The 16472-nt window shown below is 35.0% G+C and carries 24 protein-coding genes; all 24 read left to right on the top strand.

Translation table 11 applies throughout. From position 1 onward, the window contains the following. Positions 1 to 43 precede the first annotated feature (43 nt). Positions 44 to 1174, top strand: coding sequence for a hypothetical protein (locus TTHE_RS01385; RefSeq protein ID WP_013296833.1), 1131 nt, complete (start codon positions 44 to 46; stop codon positions 1172 to 1174). Then, the gene (locus TTHE_RS01390) at positions 1059 to 1787 is read left to right on the top strand and encodes a CpaE/TadZ family protein (RefSeq protein ID WP_132774352.1); all 729 of its coding nucleotides are present in this window, start codon (positions 1059 to 1061) and stop codon (positions 1785 to 1787) included. The genes TTHE_RS01385 and TTHE_RS01390 overlap by 116 nt, the downstream gene beginning before the upstream one ends. Next, entirely contained in the window at positions 1774 to 2916 is a 1143-nt protein-coding gene (locus tag TTHE_RS01395) for a TadA family conjugal transfer-associated ATPase (RefSeq protein WP_013296835.1), read from the top strand. The genes TTHE_RS01390 and TTHE_RS01395 overlap by 14 nt, the downstream gene beginning before the upstream one ends. Next, entirely contained in the window at positions 2913 to 3806 is an 894-nt protein-coding gene (locus TTHE_RS01400; protein WP_013296836.1) for a type II secretion system F family protein, read from the top strand. Before TTHE_RS01395 ends, TTHE_RS01400 begins: the two co-directional genes overlap by 4 nt. Before the next feature lie 6 nt (positions 3807 to 3812). Beyond that, the gene (locus TTHE_RS01405; protein WP_013296837.1) at positions 3813 to 4640 is read left to right on the top strand and encodes a type II secretion system F family protein; all 828 of its coding nucleotides are present in this window, start codon (positions 3813 to 3815) and stop codon (positions 4638 to 4640) included. Between the two features lie 13 nt (positions 4641 to 4653). Further along, on the top strand, positions 4654 to 4851 hold the full coding sequence (locus TTHE_RS01410; protein WP_013296838.1) for an archaellin/type IV pilin N-terminal domain-containing protein: 198 nt from the start codon (positions 4654 to 4656) through the stop codon (positions 4849 to 4851). Between the two features lie 41 nt (positions 4852 to 4892). Then, positions 4893 to 5318, top strand: a complete 426-nt coding sequence (locus tag TTHE_RS01415; protein WP_041587402.1) for a hypothetical protein — start codon at positions 4893 to 4895, stop codon at positions 5316 to 5318. Positions 5319 to 5346: 28 nt separating this feature from the next. After that, the gene (locus TTHE_RS01420) at positions 5347 to 5814 is read left to right on the top strand and encodes a hypothetical protein (protein WP_231292700.1); all 468 of its coding nucleotides are present in this window, start codon (positions 5347 to 5349) and stop codon (positions 5812 to 5814) included. Positions 5815 to 5817: 3 nt separating this feature from the next. Next, entirely contained in the window at positions 5818 to 6459 is a 642-nt protein-coding gene (gene cpaB, locus TTHE_RS01425) for a Flp pilus assembly protein CpaB (protein WP_013296841.1), read from the top strand. A gap of 151 nt (positions 6460 to 6610) precedes the next feature. Beyond that, on the top strand, positions 6611 to 6868 hold the full coding sequence (locus TTHE_RS13865; RefSeq protein ID WP_340371408.1) for a nucleotidyltransferase domain-containing protein: 258 nt from the start codon (positions 6611 to 6613) through the stop codon (positions 6866 to 6868). Continuing rightward, the gene (locus tag TTHE_RS13870) at positions 6843 to 6977 is read left to right on the top strand and encodes a HEPN domain-containing protein (RefSeq protein ID WP_223814584.1); all 135 of its coding nucleotides are present in this window, start codon (positions 6843 to 6845) and stop codon (positions 6975 to 6977) included. The genes TTHE_RS13865 and TTHE_RS13870 overlap by 26 nt, the downstream gene beginning before the upstream one ends. An 81-nt stretch (positions 6978 to 7058) precedes the next feature. Then, positions 7059 to 7463: a prepilin peptidase gene (locus TTHE_RS01430; RefSeq protein WP_223814590.1), complete on the top strand. Its 405-nt coding sequence runs from the start codon at positions 7059 to 7061 to the stop codon at positions 7461 to 7463. Positions 7464 to 7496: 33 nt separating this feature from the next. Beyond that, entirely contained in the window at positions 7497 to 7727 is a 231-nt protein-coding gene (locus TTHE_RS01435; protein ID WP_013296843.1) for a UPF0175 family protein, read from the top strand. Between the two features lie 135 nt (positions 7728 to 7862). Then, a complete protein-coding gene (locus TTHE_RS01440; protein WP_013296844.1) occupies positions 7863 to 8885 on the top strand; it encodes a ParM/StbA family protein in 1023 nt (340 codons plus the stop codon). Between the two features lie 20 nt (positions 8886 to 8905). Next, positions 8906 to 9097: a hypothetical protein gene (locus TTHE_RS01445; RefSeq protein ID WP_013296845.1), complete on the top strand. Its 192-nt coding sequence runs from the start codon at positions 8906 to 8908 to the stop codon at positions 9095 to 9097. Between the two features lie 319 nt (positions 9098 to 9416). Further along, complete coding sequence (locus tag TTHE_RS01450; RefSeq protein ID WP_013296846.1) at positions 9417 to 9734, top strand: hypothetical protein; 318 nt, start codon at positions 9417 to 9419, stop codon at positions 9732 to 9734. Positions 9735 to 10347: 613 nt separating this feature from the next. Next, positions 10348 to 10983, top strand: coding sequence for a hypothetical protein (locus TTHE_RS01455; RefSeq protein WP_013296847.1), 636 nt, complete (start codon positions 10348 to 10350; stop codon positions 10981 to 10983). 6 nt (positions 10984 to 10989) lie between these two features. After that, complete coding sequence (locus tag TTHE_RS01460) at positions 10990 to 11364, top strand: hypothetical protein (RefSeq protein ID WP_223814585.1); 375 nt, start codon at positions 10990 to 10992, stop codon at positions 11362 to 11364. Then, the gene (gene mobP3, locus TTHE_RS01465; RefSeq protein WP_013296849.1) at positions 11361 to 12560 is read left to right on the top strand and encodes a MobP3 family relaxase; all 1200 of its coding nucleotides are present in this window, start codon (positions 11361 to 11363) and stop codon (positions 12558 to 12560) included. Before TTHE_RS01460 ends, mobP3 begins: the two co-directional genes overlap by 4 nt. Then, positions 12550 to 14364, top strand: a complete 1815-nt coding sequence (locus tag TTHE_RS01470; RefSeq protein WP_013296850.1) for a VirD4-like conjugal transfer protein, CD1115 family — start codon at positions 12550 to 12552, stop codon at positions 14362 to 14364. Before mobP3 ends, TTHE_RS01470 begins: the two co-directional genes overlap by 11 nt. Positions 14365 to 14377: 13 nt before the next feature. Then, on the top strand, positions 14378 to 14620 hold the full coding sequence (locus TTHE_RS01475) for a hypothetical protein (RefSeq protein WP_013296851.1): 243 nt from the start codon (positions 14378 to 14380) through the stop codon (positions 14618 to 14620). Positions 14621 to 14661: 41 nt separating this feature from the next. Continuing rightward, a complete protein-coding gene (locus TTHE_RS01480; protein WP_013296852.1) occupies positions 14662 to 15528 on the top strand; it encodes a conjugal transfer protein TrbL family protein in 867 nt (288 codons plus the stop codon). A gap of 6 nt (positions 15529 to 15534) precedes the next feature. Then, complete coding sequence (locus TTHE_RS01485; protein WP_013296853.1) at positions 15535 to 15834, top strand: PrgI family mobile element protein; 300 nt, start codon at positions 15535 to 15537, stop codon at positions 15832 to 15834. Beyond that, positions 15831 to 16460 carry a TraC-like domain-containing protein gene (locus TTHE_RS01490; RefSeq protein WP_013296854.1) on the top strand — a complete coding sequence of 210 codons (630 nt, stop codon included), beginning with the start codon at positions 15831 to 15833 and terminating at the stop codon, positions 16458 to 16460. The genes TTHE_RS01485 and TTHE_RS01490 overlap by 4 nt, the downstream gene beginning before the upstream one ends. Positions 16461 to 16472 lie beyond the last annotated feature (12 nt).

Below are 16472 nucleotides of genomic sequence, written 5' to 3' on the forward strand. Positions count from 1 at the left end.
GTCTTTGCCTTATAAGAGGAAAAGATTAGAGAGGAGGTTAAACATGGAAAGGAGAAACAGGTCTGCTGCTTTAGCAAGCAGAATAATACCATATCATCCGGAATACAGAAAGATTACAGGTTCTGTTACGGCTGCAATTCTTTTTGAGCAACTGGAATACTGGTTTGATAAATATGGCTACAATTACTTTTATAAGTTTTTAGAACCGGCACCAAATCATTTCTCATATAAAGAAGGTGATAGTTGGATAGAGGAACTTGGATTTTCTATTGATGAATTTAGGTCTGCATTTGACAAAATAGGAGTAAGATATGGCTCCAGAAATGAATTTTTAAAAGCTAAAGAAGAAGGACGGCTATTTATTAAAAATGGTGAGGAGAAACTTTACTGCAGTTTTATAGATAAACAGAAGAACGTTACATATTATGTTCGAAACAATGAACTTGTAGATATGCTATTGGATGAGATTAACCATAAGGAAGTAGAAAATGACGGAGAATTTATTAAACCCAAAGTAGAAAATGAAAAGGCTTTATACCCTGACATGCCCATCTCCCGAGATGGGAAAAGTCCATCTCCTGGAGATGGGAAAAGTCCATCTCCAGAGGTGGGAAAAACCTATCTCCCTTATATCAATAGATTACATCAGGATATTACTCATAAGAATACATCAATCAATCATTCAGAGGAGATGGACGGACGGATTTTAAAAAATCAGTCAAAAAGTTTAGACGATGATGTGATAGGTGAGCTTAAAAACAAGTATATGCTTAGTGATGATGATATTAAGACATGCATAGAGAGAATGAAAGGACGAGATATCAGAAGTCCTATTAATTTTCTCGAAAAAACAATAGAAAACTACATTAAAGAAAAATCCATAAGGAGGGCTGTAGACAATGTAAAATCAAGCAATGGCGCAAGTTATGCCGTACCCAGAAATTATTTTAACGGGTATTCTCAGAGGAAATACAGCAGCGACGATATTGAGGAGCTTGAAAAAATGCTTTTAGAAAAATCAAGAGTAAAGAGTGAAGAAAAATTTGGAGGTGATGAGATTGCCAAAGAGAACGATAGCTTTTTGGAGTGCAAATGGAAGCACAGGGAAAACGACTTTGGCAATAGCTTTTGCAGCGGCATTGAAGAAATACAAGACAAATATAGTTCTAGCTGATTTTAAAGAGGTTATGCCGCATATTCATAAATATTTTGGAGTTGAGCTTAGCGATAAATCTGATATTTACGAGGCAGTTGAAGACAAACGGGATGTATCTGCCATAATAAAGCATCACTTGAATAAAAAGCAGAATACGTGGATTTTGTCTGGCATTTCTATGAACGACTTTTCTAAATTTCGCGAGAAGCACTTTTCAGTAATGATTAAGGCATTGAAAGATGAATTTGATTATGTTCTGCTTGATACAAACTCAGGAGTGTTTTTTTCGTCAACTTATACAGCTTTAAAAAACAGTGATGTAATTTTGTGCGTTACAGCGCCAACTATTTGGAGCGTTGAGGACACTACAGAAATGATTAAATTCGTTTGTGGAAGATGGTGCATAGATAAAGATAAGTTTAAAGTTATTTTAAATACATCGGTGAAAAGCGAAGTTGATATAAGCATGGTTGAAAGGATTATCGGTGTAGAAACTTTTAACGTAAGATATGGGGAGAAAAACGTATTTCGCGATGTTGATATGATTGTTAAAAGTTTGATTGACAAAGACGTTGAGGATACAGAGAATATTAAAGCGATGAGAGAGGTGAAAAGCATTGGCGTTGATTGATCCTTTTGTGCCTGATGATGTTATGAAGTATGATGTAAATGCAAATTTTTCTGTTGAAGATGCTTGTGAGGAAATTACTGCGGAGGTGGTTGAAAAATACCCTAAGCTAGTTGCAGAAATTGAAAATGGAGTGTCTTCTCGTACGATTTTGGAAAACAAGATTAGGGAAATAGTGGTGGACAAAAAGATATATCAGGGCAGCATTGAGGTGTTTATGCAAAAAATATTTGATGTGCTTTTTGGATATGGACCACTTCAGACATACATAGATGATCCAGAGGTATCTGATATTCTTGTGAATTCATTTAACACTGTTTATATTAAAAAATTTGGACAGAAGTCTTTGGTACCCGTTAATTTCGGCAGTGAAGAGAAACTTACAAAGTACTGCTATAAAATAGCGGCTATGTGCGGCGGAAAGCTTGATGAAAATTCAAATGCTGAAGCGGTTATTACTGACAGAAAAAGAAATTTGAGAATTGTTATATCACTTAAACCCATTAATGTTATTTCGCCGTCTATTGCAATAAGAAAGCCTACAACTGGTTTTAACATTGACGAGCTTGTAGAAAAAGGAATGTTTACGGCTGATGAGAAAGAACTTTTTAAAAGTGCAGTAAAAGATAGAAAAACTATTGTAATTGCCGGTAAAGGTGGCAGTGGAAAGACTACGCTATTAGGTGCTTTGATTAATGAAATTCCTTATGATGAGAGAGGTCTTTTGATTCAGGAGACTTTTGAAATTAAGCCAAAACATCCGGATGTTATCTGTAAGCTTGTAAGAATTTCAGATAATTCGGAAGTAAAAGATTATACGCTATTTGAACTTACAAAGTTAGGGCTACTTATGAGCATGGACAGGATTTTTATAGGTGAAATAAAAGACAGAGAGGCTATGGACTTTTTTAATGCTGTCTTTACAGGTCATCGTGGCAGCATGGCTACTGTTCATGCTAATTCTGCCAAAGAGGTAGTTGATAGACTGATACTTTTGATGAAGAGGTCAGGTACAGATGTCCCTATAGAGGATTTAAGGCAGATGCTTTTTTCCTGTCTTGATATGATTGTTTTTATGGAGGATTACAGAGTTAAAGAGATATTGGATTTGAAAGGGGGAAGCACTGCTTGATCTACTTAAGCTTTATTCAGTTTGTAATACTGTCTTTAATTATATACACTGCTGCGGTTGCTGTAGAACGTTTTAAGTTTAAAAAAAGATTGATTGAGTGGCATTTCAGCGAGAGAGGCTTTATAGCGGAAAAAGGAAATAAAATCTTAAAAAGTATAGATGCACTTCTTGCACAGTCAGGACTAAAAAGAAGATTACCTTTTCTTAATGCAAAAAATATGGCTGCAATCAGTTTAGTAATTCTAGCTTTGTCTATATATTTTTTTCACAGTCTTGGGTTTGCAGCATTGTTTTACGCTTTTGCAGTTTTGTATTTGCCATTTGCATTTATGATGTTTCTCTCGGCTGTAAATGCTAAAAAGGTCAAAGAAGCGTATCTTTCATTTTTGACGACATTTATGGGGTTTTACAACATTGAGGGAAATATTATTAATGCTTTAAAATCTACTGCACCTTATATCTCAAATCCTTTAAAGTCAATCATTGAAAGAAATGTTTTTCTATTTGAAAAGACGCAAATGAACGTGTTGGAGTGTTTGGACAATATGGCATCAGAGGCAGGGAACAATGAGTTTAGGAAGTTTATTAATTTTGCAAAGATGAGTGTTAAATATGGTGGCAATTTTAATAAAGCTATAGCAAAACTTAAGGACCAAGGGGAAAAACTTTATTCACTTGAAGCTATTAAGTCAGCCAATGCTTCTGTAGGTAGTTTTGTAATACTTCTCATGATAGTCATAAATCTATTGCTTATGGTGAATATTTCAAGTGATCCTGATATTGTGGACATCATTAAAAGTACAGTTACAGGACAGGTTATAGCGGTATCTAATGCTGTTTCAATTATTTTTGGATTGTACATGATTAAAAATATTAATTCATCTGTTTGAAAGGGGATGTTAAAGATTATTTACAGTCTTTTATTGATGCCTTTAGTGGCTTTTTTAATTTATACAGCTATTAAGGAGTATGAAATTTATAGGCTTAAAAAAAGAATCTACCGTATAAAGCCTATAGATGAAATTTCAAAGCTTTTAGGAAAAGCAGTGAATAAGAGTTTTCTTTACAGGATAAATGAAATGCTTAAAGCGGCTGGTAATCCTTTAAAGCTTACAGCAGAGACGTATATTATAGCTCATTTAGGGCTTTTTTCATTTGCGGTTATATACATCTATTTAACTAAAATGGTGGACTTACAGGCTATTTTATTAATTTTGCTTAGTATATTTGGATTGGATTTATACATTCAGTCGGTGAGAAAAGACCGCATAGAGAAATTTAGAAGGGAAATGCCTGAGATAGTTGATTTATTTGAGTTAGGAGCAACAGCCGATGTGCCGCTTGAAGATATATTTTTGATTACAGCTCAGTCGGCTAAGTCGAAGGAGGTGAGAAATGCAATAACTAAGCTTGCTGCAGAGTATATTATGACAAGGGAAAAGGAGGTGGCATTAAGAAAGTTTGCAAATGAAGTCAGTCTGCCAGAGGCTAATGTCTTAGCAATGGCTTTGCTGCAGGGGGATAGGACAGGGAGAACTGTGGATATTTTATCGACTCTTTCATCATCGCTTTTTAATACTGCAGCATCTAAGGTAGCACGCCAGGACAAATCTATGGAGTATAAGGTCCTATCTGCTATTTTCTTTTTAATGGCATCTATAGTTACACTTTATATTTACTCATATTTTACAAATATTCAAAGTGGATTAAAAATGATTTTTTGAGGAGGTAGATTTGGTGTTGAGAAATTTCAAAAGTTTGATTAAAAAATCTTTACTAAACTCGAAAGGTTTTAGTGAAATTGTTTCTATAGTGATGATCATTTTATTTGTGATTCTTGTTGCGGCAAGTCCTATAAGGAATCTTGGTCAGACGACAAGTTCAGGTATTTCAAATCTTAACGGACAAATGCAGCAAGTTCTAAATGGCCAGTAAGGAGGTGATAGCGGGAAGAATTTTAATCTTCCCGCACAATTATGAAAAATAGAAAGTTTTTAAGGAGAGGAAGTGTGGAGCTATTTGCTTTTGTACTTGTGCTTCCTTTTCTTATTGTTCCAATTGCTAATACAGTAAATATGCTTGTAGATCTGACAAGATACGATATGTTACGCCAGGCTGCAAGAGAAGCGGTTTTAAGGATGGAGATTGAAGGCGGAATGACGGATGATGAGCTTTATAACATTGATGCTTTTCTTAAGTCAAAGGGAATTGATACTAATAAAGTTCATATAGATTACACTCCATATCCTGTCCCTTATGGTGAAGATGTAAAAGTAAAGATATCAATGGATACTGTAATGAGGAGGTATACTATTACACTTGGAGGTATAAAAAGGATTGATGAGAGTACTCAATTTGTTTATGGGCCTATTTCATCAGTTAGTAAAAAATACGAGAGATAGAAAAGGAATAAGTTCTATATTTCTCGTGATGCTTTTTCTTATTCCTTTTATAACATTAAGTGTGTTTCTGATAGAAAGTAGGTATCTATATACCATTAAAAACAGCGCAGATGATGCCGTTGTATCTTCAGCTTTAGCTGCACTTAAAAGTGCAGATCCCGTTGATGCAGCTTATGGGGAATATGTTTTGGATAAAGATGCTGCAAAGAATACTTTTTATGAATACCTAAAGAAAAATATGAAGCTTGATGACAATTTGAATCCCATGTCTGGAAGTGTGGCAGCAAGTTCAGTGCATGTTGATGAATTTATAGTTTACGATCCAGGTGATTATCCTACGTATTGTCCTAAAGGGACATTGATAAGAAACACATCTATTCATGTTGTTATAAGTTTTAAAGCCCGAAGACCTGGTTTGACGGGTCTCTTTGGGAAGTATGTTGATATTGTGGTACATAGAGATGTTGACAATTTCTACAGTTTGGAGGAGGAGTGATAGATGGTTTTGTTTAAAAAGAGAATATTTTTAATATCAATAAGCTTGATTTTAGCGGCCGTATTGGCTTTTCTTCAATATCAGTACTTTCACAAGATGACGGAAAGTGATAAGAAGATTCAAGTGATAGCAGCATTTTCTGATATTAAAGCAGGAGAAAAGATAGATTCGAAGCTTGGGGTAAAGCTTATACCACAGTCTGCGTATGTTAAAGATATGTATTTGCTAAGTGAAAAACCTACAGGATATGCTAAAGTGGACATAGCAGCAGGTTCATACGTTATGAAAAGCATGGTTTCTAAAGACAATGTTCCTGTTTTAAAAGAAGGTATGAGAAGGGTTACGATAAGCGTAAATTTAGAGTCTTCTTTAGCAGGAAAAATTAAGCCGGGTGACTTGGTTGATGTGGGATGGGCTCCAAAGAGTGATGAGAAAGGCGAAAATGGAGCTGTAATAGCTAATAAAGTTGAAATATATGATATTGTCAATAAGTCAGGAGGGGATATTAAAAAAGCTGATAAGAACAATCAGTATGATACGGATTCTTTACTGCCTGCAGCAGTAACACTAATTGTCACACCAGAACAGGCTATTGCTATAAAGGAGTATGAAGCTAAAGGAAGTTTGTTTTTGATGGGGTATTAAGTGTTAATAAAACTTAATATTATTGTGGTATAATAAAAAGAAAAAGTATAATGTTATAAATTGAGGTGTTTTTATGAATAGAGGAGAGCAACTGAGTTATGAACTTAACAAGATTGTAAAAATCTTAATTGATTAATATAAAGTTGAGAAAATAATATTATTTGGCTCACTTGCAAAAAATGAGATTAACGAGTGGAGTGACATTGATTTAATAGTAATAAAAGATACTGATAAACCTTTTTATGAAAGATTAGAAGAAGTTATTGAAATTGTAAAGCCGGATATTGGAGTCGATATTATTGTGTATACTCCAGAGGAAGTAGAGGAAATGAGAGAAAGTTTATTTTATACTGAGGAAGTTTTAAAAAAAGGGAAGATTATTTATGAAAGAAGTAAATCAGTGGCTTGAGTTTTCTATGGATGATCTTGATTCAGCAGAAATTATGTTTAAAAATTGTAAATACAATATGGTTTGCTTTTTTGCACATCAGAAATTTTCTCTTATTGTAAAAGTGTAATTTCAGGTCTTGCATAAAATATGCGAGGCCTTATTTTATTTTGGGGGGGTGAAATAGATAATATATATACCGGTTATATTTATTCTTGCATATTTAAGCTATGTTGATTTAAAAAAGAGAGAAGTGCCTGATTTTGCGATCATTGTCTTTTTTATTTACTCTCTTTTTTTCATTAGCAATTTAAAGGAAAGCCTTTTAATGGCTGGATTAGTTTTTCTACTTCTCATCGTACCGACGTTTATGGTGGAAGGATGTATTGGTGGAGGAGATATTAAGCTTCTAACTGTTATGTCCTTTTTTATGGGCAATGATTTCTCCATGCTGGCATTGCCTATGTTTGTACTTCTTATATTTTCTTTAATTTATGGTATATTGAAAGGAAAAGGCTTAAGATATTCTGTGCCTCTTGTACCGTATGTGTTTTTGTCTTACATTTTTTATTTGATTTTGGAGGCGCTTATTAGGTTACCTTCATATATGCTATGATATTAGTATAAAAGATAAAAAGAAGGTGGTTTTGTGAAGATCACAAAGAAAATAGAAATTCCCGAAGAAATACTTTTGAGTCTTAGAAAAAGCGGAGATGAATTTATAGCTGAAATGAAAAAAACTGCAGCAGTTAGATATTATCAGGAAAAAAAGCTTTCAATAGGACAATGTGCAAAACTTGCTGAAATGAGTGAAGAAGAGTTCGTAAAATACCTCTCAAGCTTTAATGTAGGCATTTTTTCTTTTGACGACAAGAGATGATGATTATTGTTATTCACTGGCGGAGAAAAGAAAAAGAAAATATGGAAGCAAATTGTTTGGGAAGGTTTTTGAAAATGATATGCGCGCCGATTAAGGCGTTTTTTATTTTGCAAAAAATTAGAAGGAGGATTTGAAATGTTTAAGATAGGACTTGATTTGGGATATGGATATACGAAAGGAATTAACGAGTCTGATAAAACAGTTGTTTTTCCATCTATTGTTGGGAATGCTTATGAGAGAAATCTTAAAGGTCTTTTTGAAAGCAGTTTTGAGAAAAGAATTGATAATATGCACATTGTAATCATGAACGGGGAAAGGCACGAATTTTTTGTTGGAGAGTTGGCCAGAAGAGAAGGAAGAAATGTCTCTTATGCATTTGATGAAAATAAGATAAATCATCCTAATACAAAAGCTTTAATTGCTGCATCGTGCCTTTTGCTTTTCCCTGAAGATGGAAGTCCAGTACATTTAGTGACTGGTCTACCTCTTGAACAATATATTCACAAAAAAGATGAATTCTTAGAAATGCTTAAGGGATATAGAAATTTAGGTTGCTTTAAGGGGGATGAAAAGGTAAAGACGATTAAGTTTGATAAAGTAACGATTTTTCCTCAGGCGGCGGGTGCGGTTTACTCGGCTATTATGGAGGACTTACATAGATATTTGATAAAAGGCAGTTATTTAGGACTTGTTGATATAGGTTTTAAGACAACAGATTTTATAGTTTTTTTAGTGGAGGACCGCTTGATTTTAAGGGAGGATTTGTCAGGAACTATAGATGTAGGCATATCTTCTATTTACAATTCAATCGATAAGTTATTCATACAAAAGACAGGCAGTAAGTTAGATGTACCAGAACTTATGAGGCTTGCAAAGGATGAACGGATATTTTTTAGAGGAAGGCAGATTGATTTTGGAGATGAAATTAAAAGCATTAAGGCTGAAATTGCAAGGGTGATAAAGGACAGGCTTAAAGCTGTTTGGGGTAATAAGCTGGACTTTTTTAATACTATTTTTCTTGCTGGAGGAGGTGCTAAAGATCTGCAGGAATTTTTGGTAGATATATATGATAATGCAGTTATTGTGAAAGATCCTCAGATGGCCAATGCAAAAGGTTTTTTAAAAGTAGCAGAATTAGAAGAGAAGAAAAACAATTAGACGAGGTGGGAGGTGGGGCGATGGCCAAAAGATTAAAAAACATAGAAAAACTTAATTATGAAAATGTATGGGAGCTTATGAAACAGATGGTGGATTACTATACAGAAAAGAAAAATTATATAACCAAGAGAGATATAAAATACATCATCAGGTTTTGTGAAAATACAAATCTTAAAGCAATACCTATTAAAGATGATGAGGAAATGATGTAAACAACTTTGGGAGCTTTTAAATCAATAAATATAGCGCGTTAAATATTGGAATGTAAACAAAAACTATTTTGTAAGATACTTTGGTTGTTTACATTTTTTAAATTTTATGAGCTACAATTCTTTATTTTACTTGGCTTTAAGTTGTTTACAATGTATGTATACAGGTAAAAGTCTTGATACCAAAGGAACAAGGGATAAAAAACGGCAAAGTGTAAACAAACTTAATAAGAGAATTTGTTATCTGTTTACACTTTATGAATTTTATAGTTTCAAAACACTAGTATTACTCAAGTTAACCTGTAAACAGGTGGTGATTTTTTTGCCTTCAAAAGTGTACAGTTTTAGAGTGGATGAAAGCGACTTAAATGAGGTTTTATCGAAATTTAACGGAAAGGATAGATCAGTATTTATAAAAAGTGCGTTGAAATTCTATGTTGATTTTTGTTTAGGCGAAAATAAAAATGATCCATTTAAAGAGATAAATGAGAAGCTTAATAGGATCGAAGCTGCTATTTTAGGACTTAATTTAGAAGTGCCTTTAAAAAAGACAGAGACTCAAGCTCAAACGGTGGATGAATCTAAGGACACAACAGATCAATTCTTGCTGGAAAGTTTGCAAGATATACTTTCGCTTTAGTCAGATTTCACAAAGTTTTTAGCTAAAATTCTTAAGGCAGGATAAGGGGAGGTGCACTTCGTGCATCACACACGCCGGGCAGTGCCCGGCGGTACTGGTTTTGTAAGAGGTGTATTTTAAGGTGCTTTTCTTAGGTTGAAGGCGCATTTGTGCGCTTTAAATGGCTATTAGCTGTTGATAATTCTGAATTCTTTAGTGATGCTTATGTGGCGCACGTGAAATTTTATGTTTTTAAAGTTGCTTTTTTATGACAATTTGATAAAAAGTTCTGTTTAATACTGCGGTAAGATTAGCGGTATTTTTATTTCTTAGAAAAACTTTTTTACAAAAATTATAAAATAAATTGTGAGAGTTAGGGTTAATTTTTCCCAACAGGTAGGGCTATATTCATGATAATCAACTGTACAAGAAACTGTAGTGAGTTTTTCATAAACTTCTGTTTGTTAGTAAATAGGTGAGTTTTTATAATGAAAGAATCTTTATCTTTCATTTTTTTAATGATGTTTGGCAACGCAGAACTGCTAAAATCCTTGTAGAGTTTTAAAAGAGAATCATCTGGTTTATGAAAAATAAATAGCAGTAGAGAATTTGGATGTTTTTGGAGGTGCCATTCGTGTGTGAAATAAGCAACTACAAAAAACTTGCTGATCCTGATAAAAGCAAGTCTAAAGGTAATCCAAATGGCAAATGTAAAAATGACATAAGGATTGATGGGGAGCAAGAGCAAAAAGAAGTCGATAATAAAAGCGATAGAAATCCTAAAATAAAAATTTTGCATAGTATTCCTCCATTCTTGTATAATGAAGAAGAATTTGAAAGAGTGGCGTCTGAACTATATGGCTTAAAAGACCTAATAATAGGTATAACACACATTTTAGGTACTTTCTTTGCAGTATATATACTCTATTCTATTTCTTTTCAAGATTTCCTTTTTTCTTTTTTAAATCCAGCTAAAATATCTAGAATAACAGGAGAGAAAATTTACGTGTATTTATTTCTTATATGGACTGGATGGTCATTTGCGATATACGGTGTTTCGAATTTAGTTAAAGTTTTGCTTAATCTAAATGTGGAAGAGGTAACACTTATTGATTATATAAGTTTGCTAATATACTTTTTGCCTGTCATTGCCAGTTTATGGTTTATGCCTCATAAAGATTTTAAGATTTGGTACGATATAATTTTTTATTTGATTATGTGGTATGAAATCTTTGTACGTAGAATTTTTAAGATTTTTATTATCTTTTAAGGAGTGATGCCTTTGAAAAGAATAAATGTCCAATTGCCAGAGGATGTTTATCAAGTTTTGGTGAATCTAGCGTCTAGAAGAGATGAATCTATTTCGGCTGTTGCAAGAAAAATGCTTGCAGACGCAGTCGTTGTTGAAGCTGCAAATGATGGCATTGATAAAGTGACAGAAGCTGTAAGAAAAGCGATGCGGGATGTTTTGAAACCTTCTGAGGACCGTTTAGCAAAACTTATGGCTAAAGCAGCGGTTGCGTCTGCTACAGCAATGTACATGAACACACAGTGTATTGCAGATTTAGGCAAAAATGATGCTTTAGAGCTTTATCAGGTTGCCAGAACTAAAGCTGTTGCATATCTCAAAGAAAAGGGTGAAGAAGAATGAGCCATTCTCCATTTGTAATGAAAATAGCATTTTATCCTTTGTCGGCCAAGAATCAAGCAAGGAATAGTGCACATGTTAAGTACATTGCAACAAGACCTGGAGCTGATAGAGGCGAAATAGAAATAGAAGATGAACTTGTCCTTGATAGTCCAGAATATCACGCAAAATATATGGATGAAAGACCTGGCAGCCATGGTCTTTTCACTGATAGTGAAAAGATACCAGATTTGAAAGAGATACAGCAGGAACTTAAAAGCCACAAAGGCACTGTCTGGAGGATGGTGCTTTCCTTAAAAGAAGAAGATGCAGTAAGGTTAGGGTATACTTCAAGGGATGCTTGGGAAAAAACCTTGAGAGCGTCAATGCCTGAAGCTGCATCAAAGATGGGAATTGCGGAATCAAATTTAAGATGGGCAGCAGCATTTCATCAAGCTCATGGTCATCCGCATGTACATGTTATTATGTGGGAGAAGGAGCCGAGACGATTAAGAGGTGTACTGTCGAAGGGAGAAAGAGAAGACATAAGAAAGGTATTTATTCGAGAAATATATGCAAAAGAAAGACTGGAACTCACAGCAGAGAAATCAGCGATTAGAGACTTAATCAGAGATACTGCTAGAAGTGACATTTTAACTCTTTTAAAAGAAGTAAACGGTGCGAAGGTAGAAATTAAAGCATTAGACGGGGAAAGAACGGTGCTTCCTCCAACACTTGAACATCATGCAAGAGAAGAACTTTTGAGAAAGCTTAAAGAGCTTTCCTTTATTATGCCTTCAAAAGGGCGTATTTCATTTGCATATATGCCTAAAGATGTTAAAGAAAGAGCAAATGAAATTTCAGATTGGCTTTTAAAGCAGCCAGGTTTTTCTGAGTCTGTTGAAAAATATAAGGAACTTGCTAAAGAGCTGGCCAGCTATTACACATCAAATCCTGAAGCTTTAGGAAAGGTAGCACAAAAGGCATACGAAGACATACAAAAAAGAGTATCTCAGATTGTGCTAAAGGGAGCTACGACACTGCAGAAAGAAAAAACAATAGATACAACAAGACTTACTAACTCAGTATGGCGTTCAGCGTGGAGAGCTTTGGAAAGAGAAAGACTGAGAGCCGAAGCACAGGGTACCATTGCAGCAAAGAAGGAAATGGAGAAGAAAAGAAAGGCTGTTGAAAGAAGGAGTGAAAGTCGTGAAGTTTAGAGTCGTTTTAGTTATTTTAGTTCTTATTGCCGACTTTTTACTTGGACCTTTTTTGTGTGTTTTTCCGCTTTATGCGAGAGATTATGGTTTTAAGAATGGTTCTAATATATGGATGTCATATATAAAAGAAAAGCCTTTGTTAGGAGTATTTTTATTAGAAAAAGAGGAAGTGCGAATTCCGTGGATGTGGCTACAACCTGCTTTTTTTGCAGCATTAATTTCTATTTTTTCTCCTATATACGGTAGAAAAAAGAGAAAAAGTGATGTGATGAATCTACCTGAAGCGTTTGGACAGGGACAGCATGGTACTGCAAGGTGGAGAACAGAAAAGGAAATTTCAAAGACATTTACAGTATGGAATACAAACAGCAATCTATCAAAAGGCGGATTTGTAGTAGGTGCTGAAAGAGAAAGAGTGTGGCTGGATACTGGAGATGGACATTGCCTTGTAATAGGATCAACTAGAAGCGGAAAGTCTAGAAGAGTTATACTTCCTACGATTTGGAATTTAGGGAAAGCTGGAGAGAGTATTATTGTATCCGATCCGAAAGGCGAGATCTATAGTTATTCATCAGAGTATTTAAAAAAGCAAGGGTATAAAGTAATACTTATTGATCTTAGAGATCCATATAGAGGGAATCAATGGAATCCACTTTTGCACGTTTCATCTGCACTGGACTCTAATGATTATTCTGCTGCAAGTCAAGCAGCATGGGATGTTGCGAATATTATAAGCAATCAGCAGCAGTACACAGGTGATCCTATATGGCCACAGTCACAGGAAAGCTTAACTGCTGCTTTGATTTTGGCTGTGTCATCTTTTGCACCTTATGAGGCAAGACATTTAGGTAGTGTATATGAAATGCTACATCAAATGGGAGCAAATGGTGGAGATCTGCTAGATGAATATTTTTGCTCTCTTCCTAAAGAACATCCTGCATCTTCAGCTTATGGTGTTGCAGCACTTTCAGAAGATAGATTAAGAAGCTCAATTTTTACAGGAACTGCAGCACAGCTTAGGCTTTGGTCAGATCCTGCGGTTATTTGGCTTACATCAAATCAGGATCATAATTTAGATGACTTAGGGAAGGAAAAAGCGGCTGTCTTTATCGTTATACCTGATGAAAGGAGCACGAGGAATGTATTAGCTTCTCTATATATAACACAAACATATCAGGCTTTAGTTGATCTTGCAAACAGAAATGGAGGGATACTGCCAAAAAGGGTCAACTTCATATTGGATGAGTTTGGCAATCTTCCATCAATACCTGAATTTGATAGAAAAGTTACCGTTGCAGCAGGCAGAGGTATGCGGTTTTTATTAGCTGTTCAGGATATATCGCAAATTAAAGCTAAATATAGGGAACTTTCTCAGACGATTACAGGAAACTGCGCAACATGGGTATATATACTTACTACAGATTTAGAAACAGCAAAAATAATAAGTGGAAAGACAGGTCAATACACTGTTAAGACAGAAAGCTATTCTTCACAGGTTAAAAACACAGATTTTAGTCATGGCACTACAGAAGGCCTTACAGGAAGGCCTCTTTTACTTCCGGATGAGGTATTAAGGTGGCCAAAGGATAAATCACTTATTCTTCAAGCTAGATACAACCCTGCTTATCTTCCACTTCCTGATCTTTCTGAATGGCCTGCAAATGAAGATCTAATACCTTCTATAGTTTCAGATGCTATTAAAAAGGAGGTGAGAGCTGTTCCTGTTTGGGTACCAAATATTCAAGAGGAAGAAATGACGGAAGCAGACAAAACAAATGAAAGTTTGCTATCAAAATTAAGATGAAGGAGGAGATTTTATGCCAACAATTGTTACTGGTGCTTTTAATCTTTTAAATGATGCTTTAACATGGATTCTTTATATCATTCCGGCCGCCAGTGGAGCAGCTATTGGATATCATGCTCTTATGAAACAGATGGGAGATGGTGATCCGTCTGTCACTGCTGCTCATAATCGATCTATAAAAAACGTATTGATTGGAGGAGCAATTGGAATGAGTGCTGCATCACTTGTTAAAGTCTTTTTATCATATTTTAAATAATTAAAAGGGCTACATTTAAGGTCCTTTTAGGAGGTGTTTTTTTGTTAGCTTCAATAGAAAACATGATTATGAATTCAGTGACAAACTTTTTTTCAAATATACTTGACAGCCTTTTAAGCCTTTTTGTCTCCTTTTTAGGAGATGAAATGGCTTTGGCTTTAAAAATCCTTAATACGCCTTATATAACTAACGCGATTTACTTTACTAAGCTTATAGCAGGAACTCTTTTGGGAGTAAAGGTTGCTGCCGAAGCATTAAAGGCATATATTTTATACACTTCAGGTGATTCCTCTGCTCGGCCTTTTGAACTGGTTAAAAGGACAGGCTTTGCTGCTTTAATGGTTTCAGCAGGTCCTTGGGCTGTGAGTACAATTTATGAATGGGGGACGGAACTTGCAAAGGCTGTTGCATCACTGCCTTCAACACAGGCAAACAACCCTGTTGCAGGGCTTCAGAATATACTTTCAGAACTATCTTCTTTTTCTTCTGCAGTTATCTTCATAGCTCTCATAGCATTAGTAGTCTGGATATTGATTTTGGTTCAGACGGGAATAAGGGCAGTAGAGATAGCTTTTCTTTCAGTTTCAGCGCCAATCATGGCTGTAGGACTTACAAGGCCAGATGAAGGCGTATGGACAGTATGGTGGAGAGAGCTTATTGTATTATCTCTCTCTCAAGCTGTTCAAACTTTTATGATAAGAGGATTTCTTTCTACAGGAGTGAATATGCAGTTCAGCTCACCTGTTTTGAACTTGCTGATGCTTATAGGCTGGCTTTGGGTAGCATTTAAGACTCCTGCTGTCTTAAGACAGTTTGCATATCATACCGGAATGGGATCTGCAGTAGGTCAGGCTGGACAGTCGGCAGGAAGCATGTATATATTAAGAAAAGCTATATTGAGGGGGTAATTGAATTTGTATCAGGTACCTAAGAATATTTCAGGAAAATTTGAATTGCTGCCCGGTTTTGGATGGAATGAACTTTTTTTTGTTCTCTTAGGTTTTTTGGCAGGTATTTTTGTCTATGTTGTTTTATCTATTTTTACTCAATCTTTAATAAGATATTTAGTTGTGTTTATATTTACCGGACTTGCATACTTTTTAGTTATTCCAGGACCAGACGGAAGCAGTGTGTTAAGCTTAATAAAATATTACATTAGATGGAGCAAGAAGCAGAAAAGATATCTTAATATACTGGGAGGGAATAGAGGTTGATAGGTGTATTAAAAAGAGAAAAAGTTTCTAGAAAAGAGAAAATAAAAACAGATGAATTGAAAAAGAAGACTGTACAGGATTGGTTCCCTGTCAGAGATGTTGGAGATAATATGATTTTATTGAAAGATGGGAGATATGTATGCGTTTTAAGAGCTTGGCCATTAAATATAGGATTAAAAAGTGAGAATGAGAAGAAGAGAATAATTCAGTCGATGTATGAGGCTTTAAACGGTTTTAAAGATGCTATGCAGATATTTACTATGGGGCGGCCTGTAGATCTTGACCCATATATTGTTTCTCTTCAGCTGAAATCGAAAGAAGAGGTGAATATGACAAAGAAAAGATTGCTTCAAGAATATTTGAAATACGTTGCTTCTATTGTCACCAGCGGTGAGGCAATAGAAAGGCGCTTTTTTATTATGCTTTCAGGTAAGGAAAAAGAGGAGCTGAAAGTGAAGGCACACGAGCTTGCATCTAATCTTGAAAAATCAGGGTTAAAATCGGATGTAATTTCTGATCAAGAAATTATAGATATGCTTTTTAGTTTTACGCATCCATCTCAGGCGGCTTTTGAGAAAGCACCGGCATTTAGTGGACCTTACTTGCCGCCTGTCTTTGAAAGCTAAGTCATAAGATTG

It is taken from the genome of Thermoanaerobacterium thermosaccharolyticum DSM 571, from assembly GCF_000145615.1.
In the GTDB taxonomy this organism is placed as follows: Bacteria; Bacillota; Thermoanaerobacteria; order Thermoanaerobacterales; family Thermoanaerobacteraceae; genus Thermoanaerobacterium; species Thermoanaerobacterium thermosaccharolyticum.

Excerpts from the sequence above, each read along its gene's own strand:
- mobP3 (WP_013296849.1), top strand. The coding sequence starts at position 11,361 with ATGAGCCATTCTCCATTTGTAATGAAAATAGCATTTTATCCTTTGTCG.
- TTHE_RS01440 (WP_013296844.1), top strand. The coding sequence starts at position 7,863 with ATGTTTAAGATAGGACTTGATTTGGGATATGGATATACGAAAGGAATT.
- TTHE_RS01420 (WP_231292700.1), top strand. The coding sequence starts at position 5,347 with ATGCTTTTTCTTATTCCTTTTATAACATTAAGTGTGTTTCTGATAGAA.
- TTHE_RS01385 (WP_013296833.1), top strand. The coding sequence starts at position 44 with ATGGAAAGGAGAAACAGGTCTGCTGCTTTAGCAAGCAGAATAATACCA.
- cpaB (WP_013296841.1), top strand. The coding sequence starts at position 5,818 with ATGGTTTTGTTTAAAAAGAGAATATTTTTAATATCAATAAGCTTGATT.
- TTHE_RS01460 (WP_223814585.1), top strand. The coding sequence starts at position 10,990 with ATGCCTTTGAAAAGAATAAATGTCCAATTGCCAGAGGATGTTTATCAA.
- TTHE_RS01415 (WP_041587402.1), top strand. The coding sequence starts at position 4,893 with ATGAAAAATAGAAAGTTTTTAAGGAGAGGAAGTGTGGAGCTATTTGCT.
- TTHE_RS13870 (WP_223814584.1), top strand. The coding sequence starts at position 6,843 with ATGAAAGAAGTAAATCAGTGGCTTGAGTTTTCTATGGATGATCTTGAT.
- TTHE_RS01475 (WP_013296851.1), top strand. The coding sequence starts at position 14,378 with ATGCCAACAATTGTTACTGGTGCTTTTAATCTTTTAAATGATGCTTTA.
- TTHE_RS01445 (WP_013296845.1), top strand. The coding sequence starts at position 8,906 with ATGGCCAAAAGATTAAAAAACATAGAAAAACTTAATTATGAAAATGTA.
- TTHE_RS01405 (WP_013296837.1), top strand. The coding sequence starts at position 3,813 with ATGTTAAAGATTATTTACAGTCTTTTATTGATGCCTTTAGTGGCTTTT.